This is a genomic window from Arthrobacter sp. Soil736 (assembly GCF_001428005.1).
Taxonomy (GTDB): Bacteria; Actinomycetota; Actinomycetes; order Actinomycetales; family Micrococcaceae; genus Arthrobacter.
In genome coordinates, this window is the sequence record NZ_LMSB01000013.1 from 59127 (window position 1) to 76551 (window position 17425).

The window sequence follows — 17425 nt, forward strand, 5'->3', positions numbered from 1 at the left end:
AGTTGCCCGGTTTTCGGCCGCATCTGCTTGCACTCTCCCCGGGGGAGTGCTAATTATTGATTAGCACTCCGACGTATCGACTGCTAAAGCATCGCCCGGTTCAGGCCGTCAGCGAGGTCAGTCGCATACGTGGAGCGGAAGAAACACCTGGTTGGGGTGAGATCCGGACTGCCGGCATACAGAGGCCTGCGGGAAGGATTGTCCGTCGCGGGCACCGCAGCGAGGTTCATTCTTAACGACTGTCCCGAAAGGACCACTGCCGTTATGGCCAAGATCATTGCATTTGATGAAGAGGCACGCCGCGGCCTTGAGCGGGGCCTGAACATCCTCGCCGACGCCGTTAAGGTCACCCTCGGCCCGCGTGGACGCAACGTCGTCCTCGAAAAGAAGTGGGGCGCCCCCACGATCACCAACGATGGTGTTTCCATCGCCAAGGAGATCGAGCTGGACGATCCTTACGAGAAGATCGGCGCCGAGCTGGTCAAGGAAGTTGCCAAGAAGACGGATGACGTCGCTGGCGACGGCACCACCACGGCCACCGTGCTGGCGCAGGCCCTGGTCAAGGAAGGCCTGCGCAACGTCGCGGCCGGCGCTGACCCGCTGTCCCTCAAGCGCGGCATCGAGAAGGCAGTTGAAGCGGTAACCCGCGAACTGCTGGACTCCGCCAAGGAAATCGAAACCAAGGAAGAGATCGCCGCCACGGCCTCGATCTCCGCCGGCGACAACGAAATCGGTGCCCTCATTGCCGAGGCCCTGGACAAGGTCGGCAAGGAAGGTGTCATCACCGTCGAGGAGTCCAACACCTTTGGCCTGGAGCTCGAGCTCACCGAAGGCATGCGCTTCGACAAGGGTTACATCTCCGCGTACTTCGTCACCGACACCGAGCGCCAGGAAACGGTCCTTGAGGACCCGTACATCCTGATCGTCAACTCCAAGATCTCCAACGTCAAGGAACTGGTTGCTGTCCTCGAAAAGGTCATGCAGTCCAACAAGCCGCTGCTGATCATTGCCGAAGACATCGAGGGCGAGGCCCTGGCCACCCTGATCGTCAACAAGATCCGCGGCACCTTCAAGTCCGTCGCCGTCAAGGCTCCGGGCTTCGGTGACCGCCGCAAGGCACAGCTCGCCGACATCGCCATCCTCACCGGTGGCCAGGTCATTTCCGAGGAAGTCGGCCTCAAGCTGGAGAACGCAGGCCTGGAACTCCTCGGCCACGCCCGCAAGGTTGTTGTCACCAAGGACGAGACCACCATCGTCGAAGGTGCCGGCGACGCCGACCAGATCGCCGGCCGCGTTTCCCAGATCCGTGCCGAGATCGAGAACTCCGATTCCGACTACGACCGCGAGAAGCTGCAGGAGCGGCTGGCCAAGCTGGCCGGCGGCGTTGCAGTCATCAAGGCCGGTGCCGCAACCGAGGTTGAGCTCAAGGAGCGCAAGCACCGCATTGAGGACGCTGTCCGCAACGCGAAGGCTGCCGTTGAGGAAGGCATCGTCGCCGGTGGTGGCGTTGCCCTGATCCAGGCCGGCGCCAAGGCATTCGCCAACCTGCAGCTCGAAGGCGACGAGGCAACGGGCGCGAACATCGTCCGCGTTGCCATCGACGCTCCGCTCAAGCAGATTGCCTACAACGCCGGCCTCGAGCCGGGCGTTGTGGTGGACAAGGTCCGCGGACTGCCTGCCGGTCATGGCCTGAACGCTGCAACCGGCGAGTACGTTGACCTGCTGGCTGCCGGCATCAACGACCCCGTCAAGGTAACGCGCTCTGCACTGCAGAACGCCGCTTCCATTGCGGGTCTGTTCCTCACCACCGAGGCCGTAGTGGCCGACAAGCCGGAGAAGAACGCTCCGGCCATGGGCGGCGACGAGATGGGCGGCATGGGCGGTTTCTAACCCCCCGGCCTTCCGGCTAGCGAACATCGCATGAAGACCGGCGGCGGTCCCACCTTCTGGTGGGGCCGCCGCCGTCTTTAACCGCACTGGTCTTTAACCGCAGTGGTCTTTCAGGTCAGTGGTCTTTCAAGGCGCACGGACGGCAGTGTCGGTGGTGTCTGGCAGGATGGATGCGTGACGATTACAGCAGCGGCCGACGGTTCGGCTTTAGGAAATCCCGGCCCGGCCGGATGGGCCTGGTACGTGAACGACGATTGCTGGCGCGCCGGAGGGTGGCCGCACGGCACGAACAACCAGGGTGAGCTGATGGCTGTGCTGGACCTATTCCGCGCCACCGCCCACATCCCGCAGGAGGACCTGCGGATTCTCTGTGACAGCCAGTACGTGATCAATTCAGTGACCAAGTGGATGCCCGGTTGGAAGCGCAAAGGGTGGCGCAAAGCGGACGGCAAGCCTGTCCTGAACGTTGACATCCTCAAGGAAATTGACCGGGAACTGGTGGGCCGGAAATACAGCTTTGAGTGGGTCAAGGGCCACGCGGGCCATGACCTGAACGAAGCTGCCGACGAACGCGCCCGTGCCGTGGCCGTGGCCTACCAGCAGGGCGTGGCTGCCCGGTCGGGGCCCGGCTTCCGCGGGGCTCCCGCCGGGGTCCAGGAACCGGCGGGCCGGGAGGCCCCGCGTGCTGGTGGGGCCGCCTCCGTCCCCGCACCGAACGGAATGGACGAGCCAGACCTTTTCAGCGGCCTGGGCAGTGCCCGAGCGGACAGCATGGTCATTGCCGGCCTGGACCGTGCCGGCCTGAACCATGCCGGCCTGAACGGTGCCGGCCGGGACAGTGCCACCCGAAACGGCAACGGGCTTGGCAGCGGCGTGCCCGAAAGCAACGGCTCGGCCGCCCTCAGCGAGCCGGACCTGTTCAGCGAACTGGGCCCGGACGACTTTTCCGCGGCGCGGGGCCGAACACCCAGCGCCGAAGAAACCGTTGAAGCGCTGGAGCGTGAGCTCCTGCGCCCCGACGTGCGCAGCGACATCGGGCGGACGGGCGTGCTGCTGCATCCGGATTTCGTGGAAATCGGCAGCGCCGGAAGAATCTGGACCCGCGACGCGATGATGATGACCCTCGAGGAAAGCCCCGGCGGCCCGATCGAACTGGACGTGCTCGGTGCCGACCGCATCGGCTCGGACGCGATCCTGCTGACCTACCGGAGCTACTCGCGCTCCGGCACAGCCCTCCGGAGCTCCCTGTGGGTCCTGGACGGCGGACAATGGCGCCTCCGCTTCCACCAAAGCACGCCGGAGGCCTGACGGGGCCCGACGCCCGTCCGGCGACGCCAGCTGAAGCCGCGACGCTAGCTGAAGCGCTGGGCGTTGCCCTGTTCAGCCTGGGCGTACGTGGCCGCAGCGGAGGACAGGGCGAGGTTGATGGAGGCCAGCGACGCCTCCACCTTGCCCTGCGTCAGCGTCCATTCGGTGACGAGTGCCTGGAAGTTGGTGGCGGCCGAGCCGCGCCAGGTCCCCTGAAGTTCGTCCAGGCCATGTTTCATGGCCTGGACGTCGGCGCTGATGCGGTCAACCGTGGCCTTCACGTTGGCTGACTTCATCTGGAGGAGTTCGGTATCGACGGAAATGATGCTCATGGCTGTGGCCTCTCGACAGTGTGCGGGGACTGCCATGCGCGGTACTGCGCTGCGCAGGACGGTCGGTTGCGGAATGGGGCCGGTTCTCCGGTCCGCTATGCCGAGCCTATGAAGTCAGCCGCAGTCGGCGCGACAGGTCAGTTCCTGTATGTGGATAACCCGGCCTGGCTGCCGTGGCCGCCCTGGCTGTCTCCGCCCTGGCTGTCGCCGCCTTTGCCGTCGGCACCCCGGCCGTCGTCAGGGCTGCCGCCGTCCCCGGTTCCGTCGTCGGGAGTCCCGTCCATGACTTGGCTCCCTGCATCCTCATGATGCCCTTCCCCGGCATAATTGCGGCCGGGCAGGCTGACCGTCAGCGTTGCGCCGCCGCCCTCGGTGGTGTCCACGCGGACGGAGCCGCCGTGCGAACCCACAATGGCCGCCACGATGGCCAGGCCCAGCCCGCTGCCGCCCGTATCCCTGGTGCGCGACGTGTCGGCCCGGTAGAAGCGTTCGAAGACTTTAGGCGCCTCGCTGTCCGGAATTCCGGGCCCATGGTCCCGGACTTCGAGGACCGCCTGCAGAGAATTGTCCTTGCCTGAACGCATGCCCACCGCGAGTTCGATCGGCGTGCCCTCCGGTGTGTACCGCAAGGCGTTGCCCACGAGGTTGCCCACCACCTGGCGGAGCTTCGCTTCGTCGCCGAGCACGGGCGCGGGCTGGGCTCGGCCTCCGTTGAGGCCCGTCAGGGTGATCACGCGGTTTGGGTCGCTGGCCTGGGTATCCACCACGGCGTCGTGGGCGAGAAGCTGAAAGTCGACCGGTTTTTGCTGGAGCGGCCGCTGCTCATCGAGCCGCGCAAGCAGGAGCAGGTCCTCCACCATGGAGCCCATGCGCTTGGCTTCGCTCTCGATGCGGCCCATTGCGTTGGCAATCTCCTCAGGGGACTCCAGTGCGCCATGCCGGTAGAGCTCCGAATAGCCCCTGATGGTCACGAGCGGAGTGCGAAGTTCGTGCGAAGCGTCTGCGGCGAACCGCCGCATGCGGTCCTCGGAGGCCATCCGTGCCGCGAAGGCAGCCTCGATGTGGGCCAGCATGGCGTTCAGTGAGCGTCCGAGGCGGCCCACCTCCGTGTCCGGATTCTCCACTGCCACGCGGCGTGACAGGTCACCGGCTGCAATGGCGGCGGCCGTCTTTTCCACCCGGGCCAGCGGGCGGAAGGATCCGGTCACTGTCCAGGAGGCGATAAAGAAGGCGAGGATCAGCGTCAGCAGTCCAACACCCACCACCACCAGCGTGGCGTGGCCTAAAACTTCATCCACCGTCGAGAGCGGCAGGCCGATAACCACCACAGCCCGCTGCTGGTTGCTGTCAACGATGCTGACAGCAACCACACGCCAGTTTTCGTCGTCTGTCCCGCGGACCTGGTAGGGCGCGAAGCCACGCTGGCGTGCCTCATCCACAGTGATGGAATCGATGTCCGGGCGCGGGTGCTTGTTGTCGCTAAGAACCCGCCCTGCGACTCCCGGATAGTAGACGACCACGGCGTAATCGGTGGGGACGCTCGTGTTGGGCATGGCGATCTGGCTAAACGACCCCTCCTCCTTGGCAGACTCGACGGCGGCCTTCAGTTTGTCGTCCACCTGGCCTTCGAGGTAGCTGCGCAGCAGGGTCAGCGTGCCCGCCCCCGTCACAGCCAGGGCAACGAGCATGAGTGCCATCATGATCGCCACCAGCTGGGACCGGAGGGTGGCGGACTTCCAACGTTCCAGCAAGGTCAGCGCTTTTCTGCTGTCCGCAGCACGTAGCCGACGCCGCGTTTGGTCTGGATCAGGGCCGGGGCGTCGGGATCGATGTCCACCTTGCGCCGCAGGTAGGAGATGTAGGACTCCACGATCGAGGCATCTCCGTTGAAGTCGTACTCCCAGACGTGGTCCAGGATCTGCGCCTTGGAGAGCACACGGTTCGGGTTGAGCATCAGGTACCGCAGGAGCTTGAACTCGGTGGGCGACAGCTCAATGACCGTTCCGCCGCGGCGCACCTCGTGGGCATCGTCGTCGAGCTCGAGGTCGTCAACGCGGATGACCGCCTCGTCGTCGTCCAGCATCGGCTGGGTGCGGCGCAGCACCGCGCGGATGCGTGCCACCACTTCGTCGAGGCTGAACGGTTTGGTGACGTAGTCGTCGCCGCCCACGGTCAGTCCGGTGACCTTGTCTTCGGTGTCGTCCTTGGCGGTGAGGAACAGGACCGGGAAGTGCTTGCCTGCGGCGCGGAGCCGCCGGGTGACGGTGAATCCGTCCATGTCCGGCAGCATGACGTCCAGCACGGCGAGGTCCGGAGTGTGGGCTTCCGCGGCAGCGAGGGCTTCCCGCCCGTTGCCGGCCGAAACGACCTCGAACCCGGCGAAGCGCAGCGATGTGGACAGAAGCTCGCGGATGTTGGGCTCGTCATCGACCACGAGGAGCTTTGCTTCGGCACCGTTCTTTTTCATATCTCCCATGATGCTCCCAGAGTCTGGGAGTTTTCTGGATGAAAGTTGTGTGTTGCTTGGGCTAGCCTGCCTTGTCCACGTCCTTGGCGTCCATGATCCGGTACGCGTAGCCCTGCTCTGCCAGGAACCGCTGCCGCTTGGCGGCGAAGTCCTGGTCCAGGGTGTCCCTTGCCACGAGCGAGTAGAAGCGTGCCGCGCGGCCGTCCTGCTTGGGACGCAGCAGCCGGCCGAGCCGCTGGGCTTCCTCCTGCCGGGATCCGAAGGAGCCCGACACCTGGATCGCCACGGATGCTTCCGGGAGATCGATGGAGAAGTTGGCCACCTTGGACACGACGAGGGTCTGGATTTCACCGGCACGGAATGCGTCAAAGAGCTTCTGGCGTTCCTTCACCGGGGTTTCGCCCTTGATGACCGGGGCGTCCAGGCGCTCGCCCAGCTCATCGAGCTGGTCGATGTACTGCCCGATCACGAGCACCTGATCGCCGCGGTGCCGTTCCACCAGCTGCTCCGCGACCAGGGTCTTGGTCTCGGACGTGGCGCAGAGCCGGTACTTGTCGGCGTCCTCCGCCATGGCGTAGGCCACGCGCTCGTCCCGCGGCAGGTCCACCCGCACCTCCACGCAGTCCGCGGGCGCGATGTAGCCCTGGGCCTCGATGTCCTTCCACGGCGCGTCGTACCGTTTGGGTCCGATCAGGCTGAAGACCTCGCCCTCCCTGCCGTCCTCGCGTACCAGCGTGGCCGTGAGGCCCAGCCGGCGGCGGGCCTGGAGGTCCGCTGTCATCCGGAAGATCGGTGCGGGGAGCAGGTGGACCTCGTCGTAGATGATCAGGCCCCAGTCGTTGCCGTCCACCAGCTCAAGGTGCGGATACAGGCCGCCGCGCTTCGTCGTGAGGACCTGGTACGTGGCGATCGTCACCGGCCGGACTTCCTTGACGGCACCGGAATACTCGCCGATTTCGGCCTCGGTCAGCGAGGTCCGCTTGAGCAGTTCGTCCTTCCACTGCCTCGCCGCGACGGTGTTGGTCACGAGGATCAGCGTGGTGGTGGAGCTCGTGGCCATCGCCGCGGCGCCGACCAGTGTTTTGCCCGCGCCGCAGGGAAGCACAACCACGCCGCTGCCGCCCGCCCAGAAGTTCTCGGCGGCCAGCCGCTGGTAGGGCCGCAGCTGCCAGCCTGACTCGTTGAGCATGATGGGGTGGGGCGTGCCGTCGACATATCCGGCCAGATCCTCTGCCGGCCAGCCGATCTTCAGCAGCAGCTGCTTGAGCTGACCGCGCTGGGAGGAGTGGACCACCACGGTCTCGCCGTCGATGCGCGGACCCAGCAGCGGCTGGATTTTCTTGGCCCTGCTGACTTCTTCAAGCACGGGGTAATCATTGGTGCGCATGACCAGCCCGTGCTGCGGATCCTTCTCCAGCCTGAGCCGCCCGTAGCGGGACATGGTTTCCTCGATGTCGATCAGCAGCGAATGCGGGACCGGGAAACGGGAGTACTTGAGCAGGGTGTCGAGCACTTTTTCGGCATCCAGGCCGGCCGCCCTGGCGTTCCAGAGCCCAAGCGGCGTCAGCCGGTAGCTGTGCATGTGTTCAGGCGCACGCTCCAACTCGGCGAACGCAGCGATGGCGTGCCGTGCCTCGGTGGCCTGTTCGTGGTCGACTTCCAGGAGAATGGTCTTGTCGCTCTGGACAATCAGCGGGCCGTCGTTCACGCTGCGAAAACCTTCACGGATGCGATTCCTCTGCTGCTTCGATGTCGATGATCCGGTGGATGGAGAGCACCCTTTCGGTGTCCTTGGCGGGGTCGAAGACCCTGACGCGTCCACCGGTTACGGAGACCGGAACAACGGTTTCCAGCTTCGCATTTCCCAGGCTGTCCACCACGTTCATGGTGACCCGCTGTTTGAGCCGGATGGCCCTCCTCAGCGTCTCAAGCCCCAGCTGTGTGGCCTCTTCGGCAGCGCCGGCAAAGGCCGGATGCGCGCCGTTGGGGCCCGCTGCGGCCGCGGCGGCGTGACTGCGGAGCACTGCGAGCTGGGCGTCCACGTCCGCGTCCGGCGGGGCCGTGCGGGGTGCGCTGTACACCGGGCGGGCGCTGCCCGGGAGCGGCGCGGTGCGATTCAGGCGGACGACGGCGGATCCTGGTTCCTCGACGGCGGGCGAAAGTCCCAGCCCGCGCAGCACCAGGGCAGTCTGCCGGGGCGACGCGGTGGAAATCAGGACGGTGGGGGCGATCCGGACCAGGCCCAGTGATGATGCGGCGGCCTCGCCGGCCAGTTCACCCAGGGCCGCCTCGTCGTCGCTCTGGATGAAGCTCGTTGCCGCGCCGACGCGCAGCTTGCCGTGCCGGGCTGCGGTGTCCTCCACGAGATACTGCAGCGGCTGCGGAACCGCGGTGGCTGAGTGCTGGCGGAGGAAACCGAGGATGGCGGCGGCGCCCTGCCCCGAGTCCAGCGCACGCCGGATGGACGCCGCCGAGAACCGGTAGATGGTGGCCGGGCCCTGACCTTCGGCGTCGGCCATCCGCAGCAGCTGTTCGCTCAGCTCCGGAGCCAGGTAGCCGGGCGCCACCGCGGTGAGATCAGCCTGCAGGAGCACGTGGTTCAGTGCCGCGGGCAGGTGTTCGCCGAGGATGTTCATGGCGTCCTGGGGTGCTTCGGCGGCAATGGCTGCGCCCACCTGGCTGAGCGCGCCGGAGCCGATCAGTCCAAGCATTTCCGCCTCCGCCAGGACTCCCCGGATCAGTGAGCTGAACCGGCGTGCCATGCGCGGCTGCGACCACTCGGCGCGCTGCAGCACGGCTTCGGCGTTGAGGACAGGGGCCGTCCCGTCGGGCGCTTCCGCTTCAAGGGTCAGCTCCTGCAGGATTTCCAGGATTCTCTTGCGGATGACGGGCGCATCGGAGCGCTGGGCCTCGGCGGACAGCGCGCTGACCGTGGTCCCGGCGGCGGCCCGGTGGCTGGGCGGCCCCCCGGGCTGGCCGTTGATGGGCTGTCCCACCATGGACGGGGCGCGCTCGCTGGCCAGCCAGGCGTTGACCAGCCACAGCCATTGTTCCTGCCGCGGCAGGCTCAGCCACTCCAGCTGGGGCGGCTGCACCCAGCAGGAGCTGTCCACATCCAGCCGAACCAGCCCGGAAAGTGCGCAGAACTCCAGCAGCACCGCGGCCACCTGCTGATCGACGCGCAGGGAATCGGCTAGCCGCCGCATTTCGCGGATGCCCACGCCGCCGCTCCGCAGGGTGGCCAATGGCTGCATGCGAACGGCGTGGAGCAGTTCGCCGGTGAGCCGGAGGGTCTCGGCGATGGCGCCGAGGGCGGCGTTGCGGCGCCGCGCGGCGGTGGTGGTTCCGAGCGTCGGCACCGGGGGAGCCAGGGAGAAATTGTCGATGACGGCGCCGCCGCGGAGCGACATGCCGACGCTGTGCGGGAGCTCAACGTGCGCGGCGTCCAACGGCACCAGCAGGCCGCGCGCCAACAGCCAGTCCACCGGCCCGACGTCGGACGCCTCGGCGGTCACGGATGCTTTCCGCTGCGCCTGGGGGACGGCACCCATGGCCCAGTTGCTGAATCTGGCGAGCAGCGCCGTCGTGCGCTCCGGAGCTGTGGCGAGAACTGCCCGCAAGGCCTCGGGGGAGGACGTCCAGTGCTGCAGCGCCAGCGCTGCCTCCATGGGAGTGGTGGCCGCCTGAATGTCGGCGCCGCTTCGGTGCAGCTCGCCGACAAGTTGGACGACGCGCTGGGCGAAGGCCGGCTGCAGCCGCACGAGTTCGGTATAGCTGCGGCCCAGCCCCGCCGGGTAGATGCCGACGACGTCCTTGAGGCTGCCCACCGGGAGGTAGAACCGCTGCCTGTGCGCCGCCGGACCGGCGGTGTGCGGCGGCTCGGACCGGTGCACCAGCGCCAGTTCCTGCAGCGACAGCAGTATCCGTTCAACGGCTGCCACGGTTGAACCGGCGATCATTTTCTTGAGGACCGTGGCCGATGCGCTGTGGCCGGTGTCCGTGTTCGTGCACAGGTGGAGGGTCTCGAGGACCTGCATTTGGGGCCGGCTCAGCCGTTCCAGGGCGCGCTGCACGCTCACCCGTGCGCTGGCGCGGGCAGCGAGTGCCGCAAAGTCGGGAACACCGGGGGACATCAGGTCCGGCCGCGCGGCGAACAGGGCCCGCAACGACTCATCGCTGCGTGCCTCCAGTTCCTTGCTGAGCGCACGAATGAGGGACATCAGTCCAACGTTACCGCCCGCCGGGGTTTCCCGCCCGGCGGCGGGCTGCAACGCCGTCGATTATCAGGATGAGCATCAGCAGGAAAGCCGCCGGAAGCCCGTAGAGCGCGGTGGAGGTGATCCACTGCGGCGCGGCCCGGCCGCCGAAGGCCATGGCCATCACCGTTCCGACGGCCAGGAGGGAAAGCACTGCGAGGACCGCTGCGGCGATCGTCAGCGGACGCCGGAAACGCGTGGATATCATGCCGTAACGCTAACAGTCACGCCGCAGCCGCGCCGCAAAGCAGGATAACGGGGCCAATCAGGATAACCTTGAATTAACAGACCAACATGGACCAGGCCGTCATGCCCTGAACCCGCACATCAGTGTGGATGCGGTGATGGCCGGACATGTCTCAGAACGTCAGAACGAAGAAGGTTGATTACGTGCCTACCGGCAAGGTCAAGTGGTATGACAAGGACAAGGGTTTCGGATTCCTCGCAGGCGAGGACGGGCAGGAAGTATTCCTCCCCAAGTCTGCCCTCCCTGAGGGCCTCACGGAACTGAAGGCCGGAACGCGCGTCGAGTTCGGCGTCGCAGACGGCCGCAAGGGCGCCCAGGCCCTGGGTCTGCGCGTCCTCGATAAGACGCCGTCCATCGCCAAGGCAAAGCGTCCCAGCGCCAAGGACCTGGCTCCGCTGGTCCAGGACCTCGTGACGGTCCTCGACAACCTTTCGGGAACCCTGTCGGCGGGCAAGTACCCGGAGGGCAACAAGGGCAAGGCCATCGCCGCAGCCCTGCGTAAGGTTGCCGACGAGCTGGACGCTTAGGCCCCTGATGAACCCGGAACCTGAACAGGCCGAAGCCAAGGCGGAGTCCAAGGCGCCCAAACGGCGCGCCGGCGTCCCCGTATGGCGCACGGGCAAGCCCGACGCCGTGCTGGCAGCGGCCGTGGACGTCGCCAGGGCCGCCGTCGAAGGCATTGCGAAGGCATCCGAAATCGGCGAACACCTGGCTGCCCGCACCGAGGGCGACCGTGTGGTGACGCACCTCTTTGAATCGCGGCTGCCCGGTTACGGCGGCTGGCAGTGGTACGCCGTCCTGACCCGCAACTCGCGGTCCAAGGTGATCACGGTGAACGAACTCGGCCTGCTCCCTTCCGAGGACTCGATCCTTGCGCCGGAGTGGGTGCCCTGGGCCGAGCGGGTCCGCCCCGAGGACGCCCGCGAGGAGGACGTTTCCGAGGACACTGCCCCCGAGGACAGCGCTGCCGAGGAAGCGGCCTCCGAGGAAACGGCTGCCGAAGACACGGCCTCCGAGGAGAACGATGCCGAAGACACGGCCCTCGAGGAGAACGCTGCCGCGGCTGGCGGCGGGACTCCCGCAGCGGCCGACGAGGCGGTCCAGGATGAGGCTGGCGACGACTCTGACAGCCTCCCGGAGAGTTCCGGGCGGGGCTGACCGCACCGCTGGGATCATCCGGGATTGAGTTCCTCGAAGGCCGGCCATGATGTCCACCTTCAGATCCCTGCATATCCGCAACTACCGCATCTGGTTCGTCGGCGCGCTCATCTCCAACATCGGGACGTGGATGCAGCGGACCGCGCAGGACTGGCTCGTCTTTGACCACCTGACAGCGCACGACGCCGGCGCCATGGCCGCACCATGGCGCTCCAGCTGGGGCCCCAGCTTTTCCTCGCCCCAGTGGCAGGCCTGATCGCCGACCGCTACAACCGCAAGCGGCTGCTGGTCACGACCCAGAGCGTCATGGCGCTGCTGAGTGCCGGCCTGGGCCTGCTGGTGGTGCTCGGTACGGCCCAGCTGTGGCATGTCTACGCCTTTGCCCTCCTGCTGGGAATGGTCTCGGCGCTGGATGCACCCGTCCGTCAGACCTTCGTTTCAGAGCTGGTCAGGGACGATTTCCTGCCCAAAGCCGTGGCCCTCAACAGCGCCTCCTTCAACGTTGCCCGGATGATCGGACCGGCCGTGGCTGGCATCCTCACGGTGGCCGTGGGGCCCGGCTGGGTGTTCCTGATCAACACCGTCACGTTCCTGGCGCTGCTGGCCAGTCTGTGGAAGATCCCGACGGCGTCGCTCAGGCCGCTGCCCAGGGCGGCGCCGGGCAAGGGCCGCATCCGGGAAGGCCTGCGCTATGTGCGGTTCCGTCCGGACATCGTGGTGGTCCTGGTGGCCATTTTCATCGTGGGCACGCTGGGACTCAATTTCGTCGTGTTCATTGCCGCGATGGTGGGAACCGAGTTCGGCCTGGATGCCGGTGCCTTCGGACTGATGAACTCCATCATGGCCATTGGCTCCGTGGCAGGTGCCCTGTTGTCCGCGCGCCGCAGCAGACCCCGGCTCCGCATCATCTTCGGGGCCGCGGCGGCCTTCGGCGTCGCCTCGGGGCTTGCGGCGCTCGCGCCAAGCTACATGGCGATCTTCATGGGCGGCACGCCGATCGGTGCGCCGCTGGTGGGCTGGGTGGCCAACGTGGCCGGGGCCCGGTGGGCACTGGCGGTCGCGGCCGCCTCGGGCCTGCTGGCCGCGGCGATCGGGCTGGTCTGGATCATCCGCGCCAAGACGCTCCGGGTCCGGGTGAACCGTCAGCCGCGCGGCCTGCCGCGGGTGCGGCTTGTCTCGATGGCAGGGGCGGACCCCCGGGCCGGAACGGCGGACGGCGCCGGCCGGGACGCAAGCCCGGACGACGCCGTCGAACGCTGACGCCCAGGGCGCCACCGCTTAGCTGGGGGAATGAGGCTACTTCTTCAGCTCGCCCACCACGTAGTCGATGCATTCGAGCAGGGCGCTGACATCCGAAGGCTCGATCGCCACGAAGGTGGCGATGCGCAGCTGGTTGCGTCCCAGCTTCCGGTACGGTTCCGTGTCCACGATGCCGTTTGCGCGGAGCACCTTGGCGATGGCGGCTGCATCGATGGAGTCATCGAAATCGATCGTGGCGATGACGTTGGACCGTTCCGCGGCGTTGGCCACGAACGGCGTGGCGAACTCGGAGGCTTCCGCCCACTTGTAGATGCGTCCCGCAGAGTCGGCGGTGCGGCCGGCTGCGAAGTCGAGGCCGCCGTTGGCATTGAGCCACTGCACCTGGGCATCCAGCGTGACCAGCGTTGCCAGGGCCGGCGTGTTGTACGTCTGGTTCAGCCTGGAGTTGTCGATGGCGGTCTGCAGGTCCAGGAAGTCCGGAATCCAGCGGCCGCTGGCCTTGATCCGGGCGGCACGCTCCAGCGCGGCGGGGGAGAACAGGCCAAGCCACAGGCCGCCGTCGGAGGCGAAGTTCTTCTGCGGCGCGAAGTAGTAGACGTCCGTCTGGGCAACGTCGACGTCCAGCCCGCCGGCAGCGGACGTGGCGTCGACGAGCACCAGCGAGCCGGCGTCGGCGCCGTTCACGCGCTGCACGGGAGCGGCAACACCGGTGGAGGTCTCGTTCTGCGGCCAGGCATAGACGTCCACGCCGGCCTCGGCCCGCGGTGCCGGGCATGTTCCCGGCTCGGACTTGATGATGGAGGATTCCGCCAGGAACGGGGCCTTGTTGGTGGCTGCGGCGAACTTGGAGCCGAACTCGCCGAAGGACAGGTGCTGCGCCTTCTCCTCCACCAGACCGAAGCTGGCCACATCCCAGAACGCGGTGGATCCGCCCACACCGAGGATCACTTCGTAGCCTTCGGGAGCGCGGAAGAAGGTACTCAGGCCCTCACGGACCGATCCGACGAGGTTCTTGACCGGAGCCTGGCGGTGCGACGTTCCCAGGAGGGTTGTGGCGGCTGCGGACAGTGCCTCGATCTGCTCGGGCCTGACCTTGGAGGGCCCGGCGCCGAACCGTCCGTCCTTGGGCAGGAGGTTTGCTGGGATAGTGATGCTGGTGTCGCTCACAGTGGCTCCAATTTTCGGCATGGACATGCGGTTCGGCGGGGTCAATGAATGACCGGCGGGCAAACGTGGCTGCCCGCGAAGGCCCCTTTTATTCTGCCTGAGACCCGGAAATCCCGGGAAATGCACCCGTCACAGTCCAGTCATTGAGACAGGTCCGGGCACATCCGCGGATTATCCGGAGTAATTCAAAATAGGCTAAGCTTTGAATGGACGTACGGGCGGGGGCCGGTGTTGCTCCGCCGTCGAATCGCGACCGCGGCAGCAGGTTGCCGGAGCCCGGTACGGTGGGCCCGCGGTACGGTGGGACGGACACAAAGTACTGTGCTCGAGGAGCTGAGCTGAATGACGGATCTGATCGACACCACGGAGATGTATCTTCGGACCATTTTGGAGCTTGAAGAAGAGAACATCGTGGCGCTCCGGGCACGAATCGCCGAACGGCTTCGCCACTCCGGGCCCACAGTGTCCCAGACCATCGGCAGGATGGAACGCGACGGGCTGGTGGTTGTCTCCGGCGACCGTCACCTCGAACTGACCGAAGCCGGCCGGAAGCGCGCCACCGAAGTCATGCGTAAGCACCGCCTGGCCGAGCGGCTCCTCGCCGATGTCATCGGCCTGGACTGGGCGTACGTTCACGACGAAGCCTGCCGCTGGGAGCACGTCATGAGCGAGCGTGTGGAGCGCAGGATTTTCGAACTGCTCAACCACCCGACGGAGTCGCCCTATGGCAACCCGATTCCCGGGCTGGCGGCGCTCGGCGGACAGCCGTCGCACTCCTTCTCGGACGGGGTTCTGAACCTCCTCGACGCCATGGCGGGCTACGGGCCGGACTCCCGCGTGACCGTCAGCAGGCTGGCGGAGCCAATCCAGGTGGAGCCTGAGCTGCTGGTCCAGTTGGACGAAGGCGGGATACGTCCGGGCGCCGCGGTGTCGCTCGAGCGCGTGGGGGAGTACATCTCCGTGCGCGTGCCCGGGTTCGAAGGCGCGCTGGAGCTGCCACCCGAAGTGGCCGCCCACGTCTTCGTTCGCGTAGGCTAAACCCGCATCATCGCCGGGTTGTCTGACATCAGATGGCAGGATGCCCTACGACTTTTGCACAGGCAAGATAACGGAATTATTACCGTGCAGTTTAATCACCTATAGTTAAACGGCAGCGCCGATACTAAAGCGTTACCTGATCTGGAGCCGAACTCTGCCAGCAGATCAGTAGCACGAATCACCTACTGGCAGAGGCGGGGGAACCACAATCGGCTGTTGAAAAACAGCCTTGGGGTGAAGTCCGCAGCAGCAAGCCACTTTCCGCAGAAGGAATCTCCCGGGATACCCCTGCGCCGAAAAGCTTGTCACGGCGGACCGGGTCGATGATCTCTCTGACCCGAATCCGACAGCTAACTTCGCAGGCTATCCAGAGAGGAAACAGTACTTGACCATGCAGCATGCCCGGGGCCGCCGCCGCGCGACCGGTCCCGCTTCGGAGCCGCGCGTCCCCGAAGCCTTCTCCTCGGACCGCCCCCGGGATGCGCAGCGCGAAGCCCGTCGGCGCCGCGGCCCGTTCCGCCAGGTCACGGACTTTGCCGCGGCCAGCGGAGTGGGCCAGAAAGCCGGAGTCGCCCTCGCTGCCACGGGCCTTCTGCTGACCGTTACCGTTCCTGCCACCAGCCCCGTCATGGCCACTGGCGAACAGGGCTCCACGTCCGCTGCCTTTGCCTCGCCCGCCCAGCCGGAAGTCTCCGCTGAAGCCGCCGCCAAGGTGGATTTCAGCCGCACGTCCGTGTCTACCCAGGGTGATCCCGACGGCAAGCTCAAGCAGCTCCTGAGCGCTCAGTCCGCCGGCAGCATTTCCCGGGAGGCGTCGGCCGGCAGCCTCGGATCGCCCCTCGAAACCCTGGTCAAGTCCTCACCCTTTGGCTACCGTGTGAGTCCCATCACGGGCGGTGTGGGCGAGTTCCACCGCGGCCAGGACTTTGCGGCCCAGTGCGGCACGTCTGTGTTCGCGGCCGCCAGCGGCACGGTGACCTTCGCGGGCTGGCACCCGTACGGTGGCGGCAACCGCGTTGTCATCGACCACGGTAACGGCCTGGAGACCACCTATAACCACCTGTCGTCCTTCAGCGTCCAGGTCGGCCAGAAGGTCACCAGGGGCGACGTCGTGGCCCTCAGCGGCACCACCGGCGCCTCCACCGGCTGCCACCTCCACTTCGAGGTGATGGTCAACGGAGAAGTCGTTGATCCCACCGGCTGGCTCTAAGCCAAGCCGATGGAGTGCTCTCTCATTCGTGTGACACGCCGTGACCTGAATGTGACATTCGCTCCGAACTGCTGTACCGTCTAAACCGCGTCAACTTTTCCGAAGTTGACGCTCTTGAGTGGATTGCCTAACTCTGCCACCGCTCAAGGTCCGTTCGCATTACATCGTCTGGCAGGGGCGGGGGAACCAATTTTGGTCTTCGCAAGAAGACCTTGGGGTTAAGTCGCAAAGCTTCCCAGGAAGCCGAGCGGCCGGGTGACTCCCATCCGAATCCGACAGCTCACCTCGTAGGCATTGGGAGAGGCTACCTTCGTGTCTTCACGCCACAATCTTGCGCGCCACCGTGCGCAAACGGTTCGTATGAACCCGTTGGACTCCGTGTCCAAGGCAGTAAGCGTTAATGCTGGCACAGTAGGTCGCCAGGCAGCTGTAATCGCAGCTGCTTCAGGGCTCATCCTGAGCATTGGCATGCCGGCTTACGCCGCCGACGCCAACATCGGTGTCTCCGCCTCCGCGGAGTCCGGTTCCCAGGCCACGCAGCTTGCCGTGACCGCCGCGCCCACCGCCACTGTCTCCTTCGAGCGTCCTGCCGTCACCACCGAGGCAGCCCCCGTCACCGAAACCCTCGCCGCGCAGTCCAGCGACGAGAGCGGGGCTGAAGGGTCCATCACCGCGAAGGCCGACAAGCTGAAGTCCGCTGCGGCTTCGGGACTGGCAGCCATCGCCTACACCGGAATCGGCAGCCCGTACGTCTGGGGCGGCACCACTCCCAGCGGCTGGGACTGCTCCGGCTTCACCCAGTGGGTCTATGCACAGGCCGGCATCAGCATTCCCCGCGTCAATGCGTGGAACGCCATGACGCCCACCTCAACGCCCGCTCCCGGCGACCTGGTCATGCAGAACGGCGGCGCCCACGTGGGCATCTACGTCGGCAACGGCATGATGATCAGCGCGCTGAACCCCTCGGAGGGCACCATCCTGCACGCTGTGTCCGCCACGGGCACTTCCTCGTTTTACACACTTCGCTAAGAACCCCATTCGAGACGATCCGGCATACCCCCAAGATGCCGGCGCGTCGCTAAACCACGGCCT

At 66.4% G+C, this 17425-nt stretch carries 14 protein-coding genes, 1 pseudogene and 2 riboswitches; of the genes and pseudogenes, 8 read left to right on the forward strand and 7 right to left on the reverse strand.

The window, feature by feature from the left end; genetic code table 11:
- Window positions 1–264 precede the first annotated feature (264 nt).
- Together groL and ASG92_RS10355 are read left to right on the forward strand one after the other, a co-directional pair.
- Window positions 265–1890 carry a chaperonin GroEL gene (gene groL / locus ASG92_RS10350; protein ID WP_056627575.1) on the forward strand — a complete coding sequence of 542 codons (1626 nt, stop codon included), beginning with the start codon at window positions 265–267 and terminating at the stop codon, window positions 1888–1890.
- 174 nt (window positions 1891–2064) lie between these two features.
- Window positions 2065–3198 (forward strand): ribonuclease HI family protein, encoded by a 1134-nt coding sequence (locus ASG92_RS10355; RefSeq protein WP_056627577.1) that lies wholly within the window; start codon window positions 2065–2067, stop codon window positions 3196–3198.
- Between the two features lie 44 nt (window positions 3199–3242).
- On the opposite strand, the gene ASG92_RS10360 is transcribed toward ASG92_RS10355, so the two are convergent.
- The 6 genes from ASG92_RS10360 to ASG92_RS10385 form a co-directional block, all read right to left on the reverse strand.
- Entirely contained in the window at window positions 3243–3530 is a 288-nt protein-coding gene (locus tag ASG92_RS10360) for a WXG100 family type VII secretion target (protein ID WP_056627579.1), read from the reverse strand.
- A 137-nt stretch (window positions 3531–3667) separates the two neighbouring features.
- The gene (locus ASG92_RS10365) at window positions 3668–5281 is read right to left on the reverse strand and encodes a HAMP domain-containing sensor histidine kinase (RefSeq protein WP_056627582.1); all 1614 of its coding nucleotides are present in this window, start codon (window positions 5279–5281) and stop codon (window positions 3668–3670) included.
- Between the two features lie 2 nt (window positions 5282–5283).
- Window positions 5284–5997 carry a response regulator transcription factor gene (locus ASG92_RS10370; protein WP_056627586.1) on the reverse strand — a complete coding sequence of 238 codons (714 nt, stop codon included), beginning with the start codon at window positions 5995–5997 and terminating at the stop codon, window positions 5284–5286.
- Between the two features lie 61 nt (window positions 5998–6058).
- Window positions 6059–7705, reverse strand: a complete 1647-nt coding sequence (locus ASG92_RS10375) for a DNA repair helicase XPB (RefSeq protein WP_056627589.1) — start codon at window positions 7703–7705, stop codon at window positions 6059–6061.
- A 13-nt stretch (window positions 7706–7718) separates the two neighbouring features.
- Entirely contained in the window at window positions 7719–10217 is a 2499-nt protein-coding gene (locus ASG92_RS10380) for a helicase-associated domain-containing protein (protein WP_056627720.1), read from the reverse strand.
- Window positions 10218–10227: 10 nt separating this feature from the next.
- Entirely contained in the window at window positions 10228–10461 is a 234-nt protein-coding gene (locus tag ASG92_RS10385; RefSeq protein ID WP_056627592.1) for a hypothetical protein, read from the reverse strand.
- Between the two features lie 182 nt (window positions 10462–10643).
- Here ASG92_RS10385 and ASG92_RS10390 point away from each other — a divergent pair, with 182 nt between their 5' ends.
- The 3 genes and pseudogenes from ASG92_RS10390 to ASG92_RS10400 all read left to right on the forward strand — a co-directional run bounded on the left by ASG92_RS10390 (window position 10644) and on the right by ASG92_RS10400 (window position 12918).
- Entirely contained in the window at window positions 10644–11027 is a 384-nt protein-coding gene (locus ASG92_RS10390; protein ID WP_056627722.1) for a cold shock domain-containing protein, read from the forward strand.
- A 7-nt stretch (window positions 11028–11034) separates the two neighbouring features.
- Window positions 11035–11658 (forward strand): DUF3027 domain-containing protein, encoded by a 624-nt coding sequence (locus ASG92_RS10395; RefSeq protein ID WP_056627594.1) that lies wholly within the window; start codon window positions 11035–11037, stop codon window positions 11656–11658.
- 49 nt (window positions 11659–11707) lie between these two features.
- A pseudogene (locus ASG92_RS10400) lies at window positions 11708–12918 on the forward strand (MFS transporter).
- Window positions 12919–12954: 36 nt separating this feature from the next.
- Here the strand turns inward: ASG92_RS10400 and serC are convergent.
- The gene (gene serC, locus ASG92_RS10405) at window positions 12955–14085 is read right to left on the reverse strand and encodes a phosphoserine transaminase (RefSeq protein ID WP_056627596.1); all 1131 of its coding nucleotides are present in this window, start codon (window positions 14083–14085) and stop codon (window positions 12955–12957) included.
- Window positions 14086–14427: 342 nt separating this feature from the next.
- Between serC and ASG92_RS10410 the strand changes: the two genes are divergently transcribed.
- The 3 genes from ASG92_RS10410 (at window position 14428) to ASG92_RS10420 (ending at window position 17362) form a co-directional block, all read left to right on the forward strand.
- Window positions 14428–15123, forward strand: coding sequence for a metal-dependent transcriptional regulator (locus tag ASG92_RS10410; protein ID WP_056627599.1), 696 nt, complete (start codon window positions 14428–14430; stop codon window positions 15121–15123).
- Between the two features lie 135 nt (window positions 15124–15258).
- Window positions 15259–15503, forward strand: a riboswitch (cyclic di-AMP (ydaO/yuaA leader).
- 11 nt (window positions 15504–15514) lie between these two features.
- Window positions 15515–16333, forward strand: a complete 819-nt coding sequence (locus ASG92_RS10415) for a M23 family metallopeptidase (protein ID WP_082579435.1) — start codon at window positions 15515–15517, stop codon at window positions 16331–16333.
- A gap of 114 nt (window positions 16334–16447) precedes the next feature.
- Window positions 16448–16641, forward strand: a riboswitch (cyclic di-AMP (ydaO/yuaA leader).
- Window positions 16642–16801: 160 nt separating this feature from the next.
- Entirely contained in the window at window positions 16802–17362 is a 561-nt protein-coding gene (locus ASG92_RS10420) for a C40 family peptidase (protein WP_240987083.1), read from the forward strand.
- Window positions 17363–17425 lie beyond the last annotated feature (63 nt).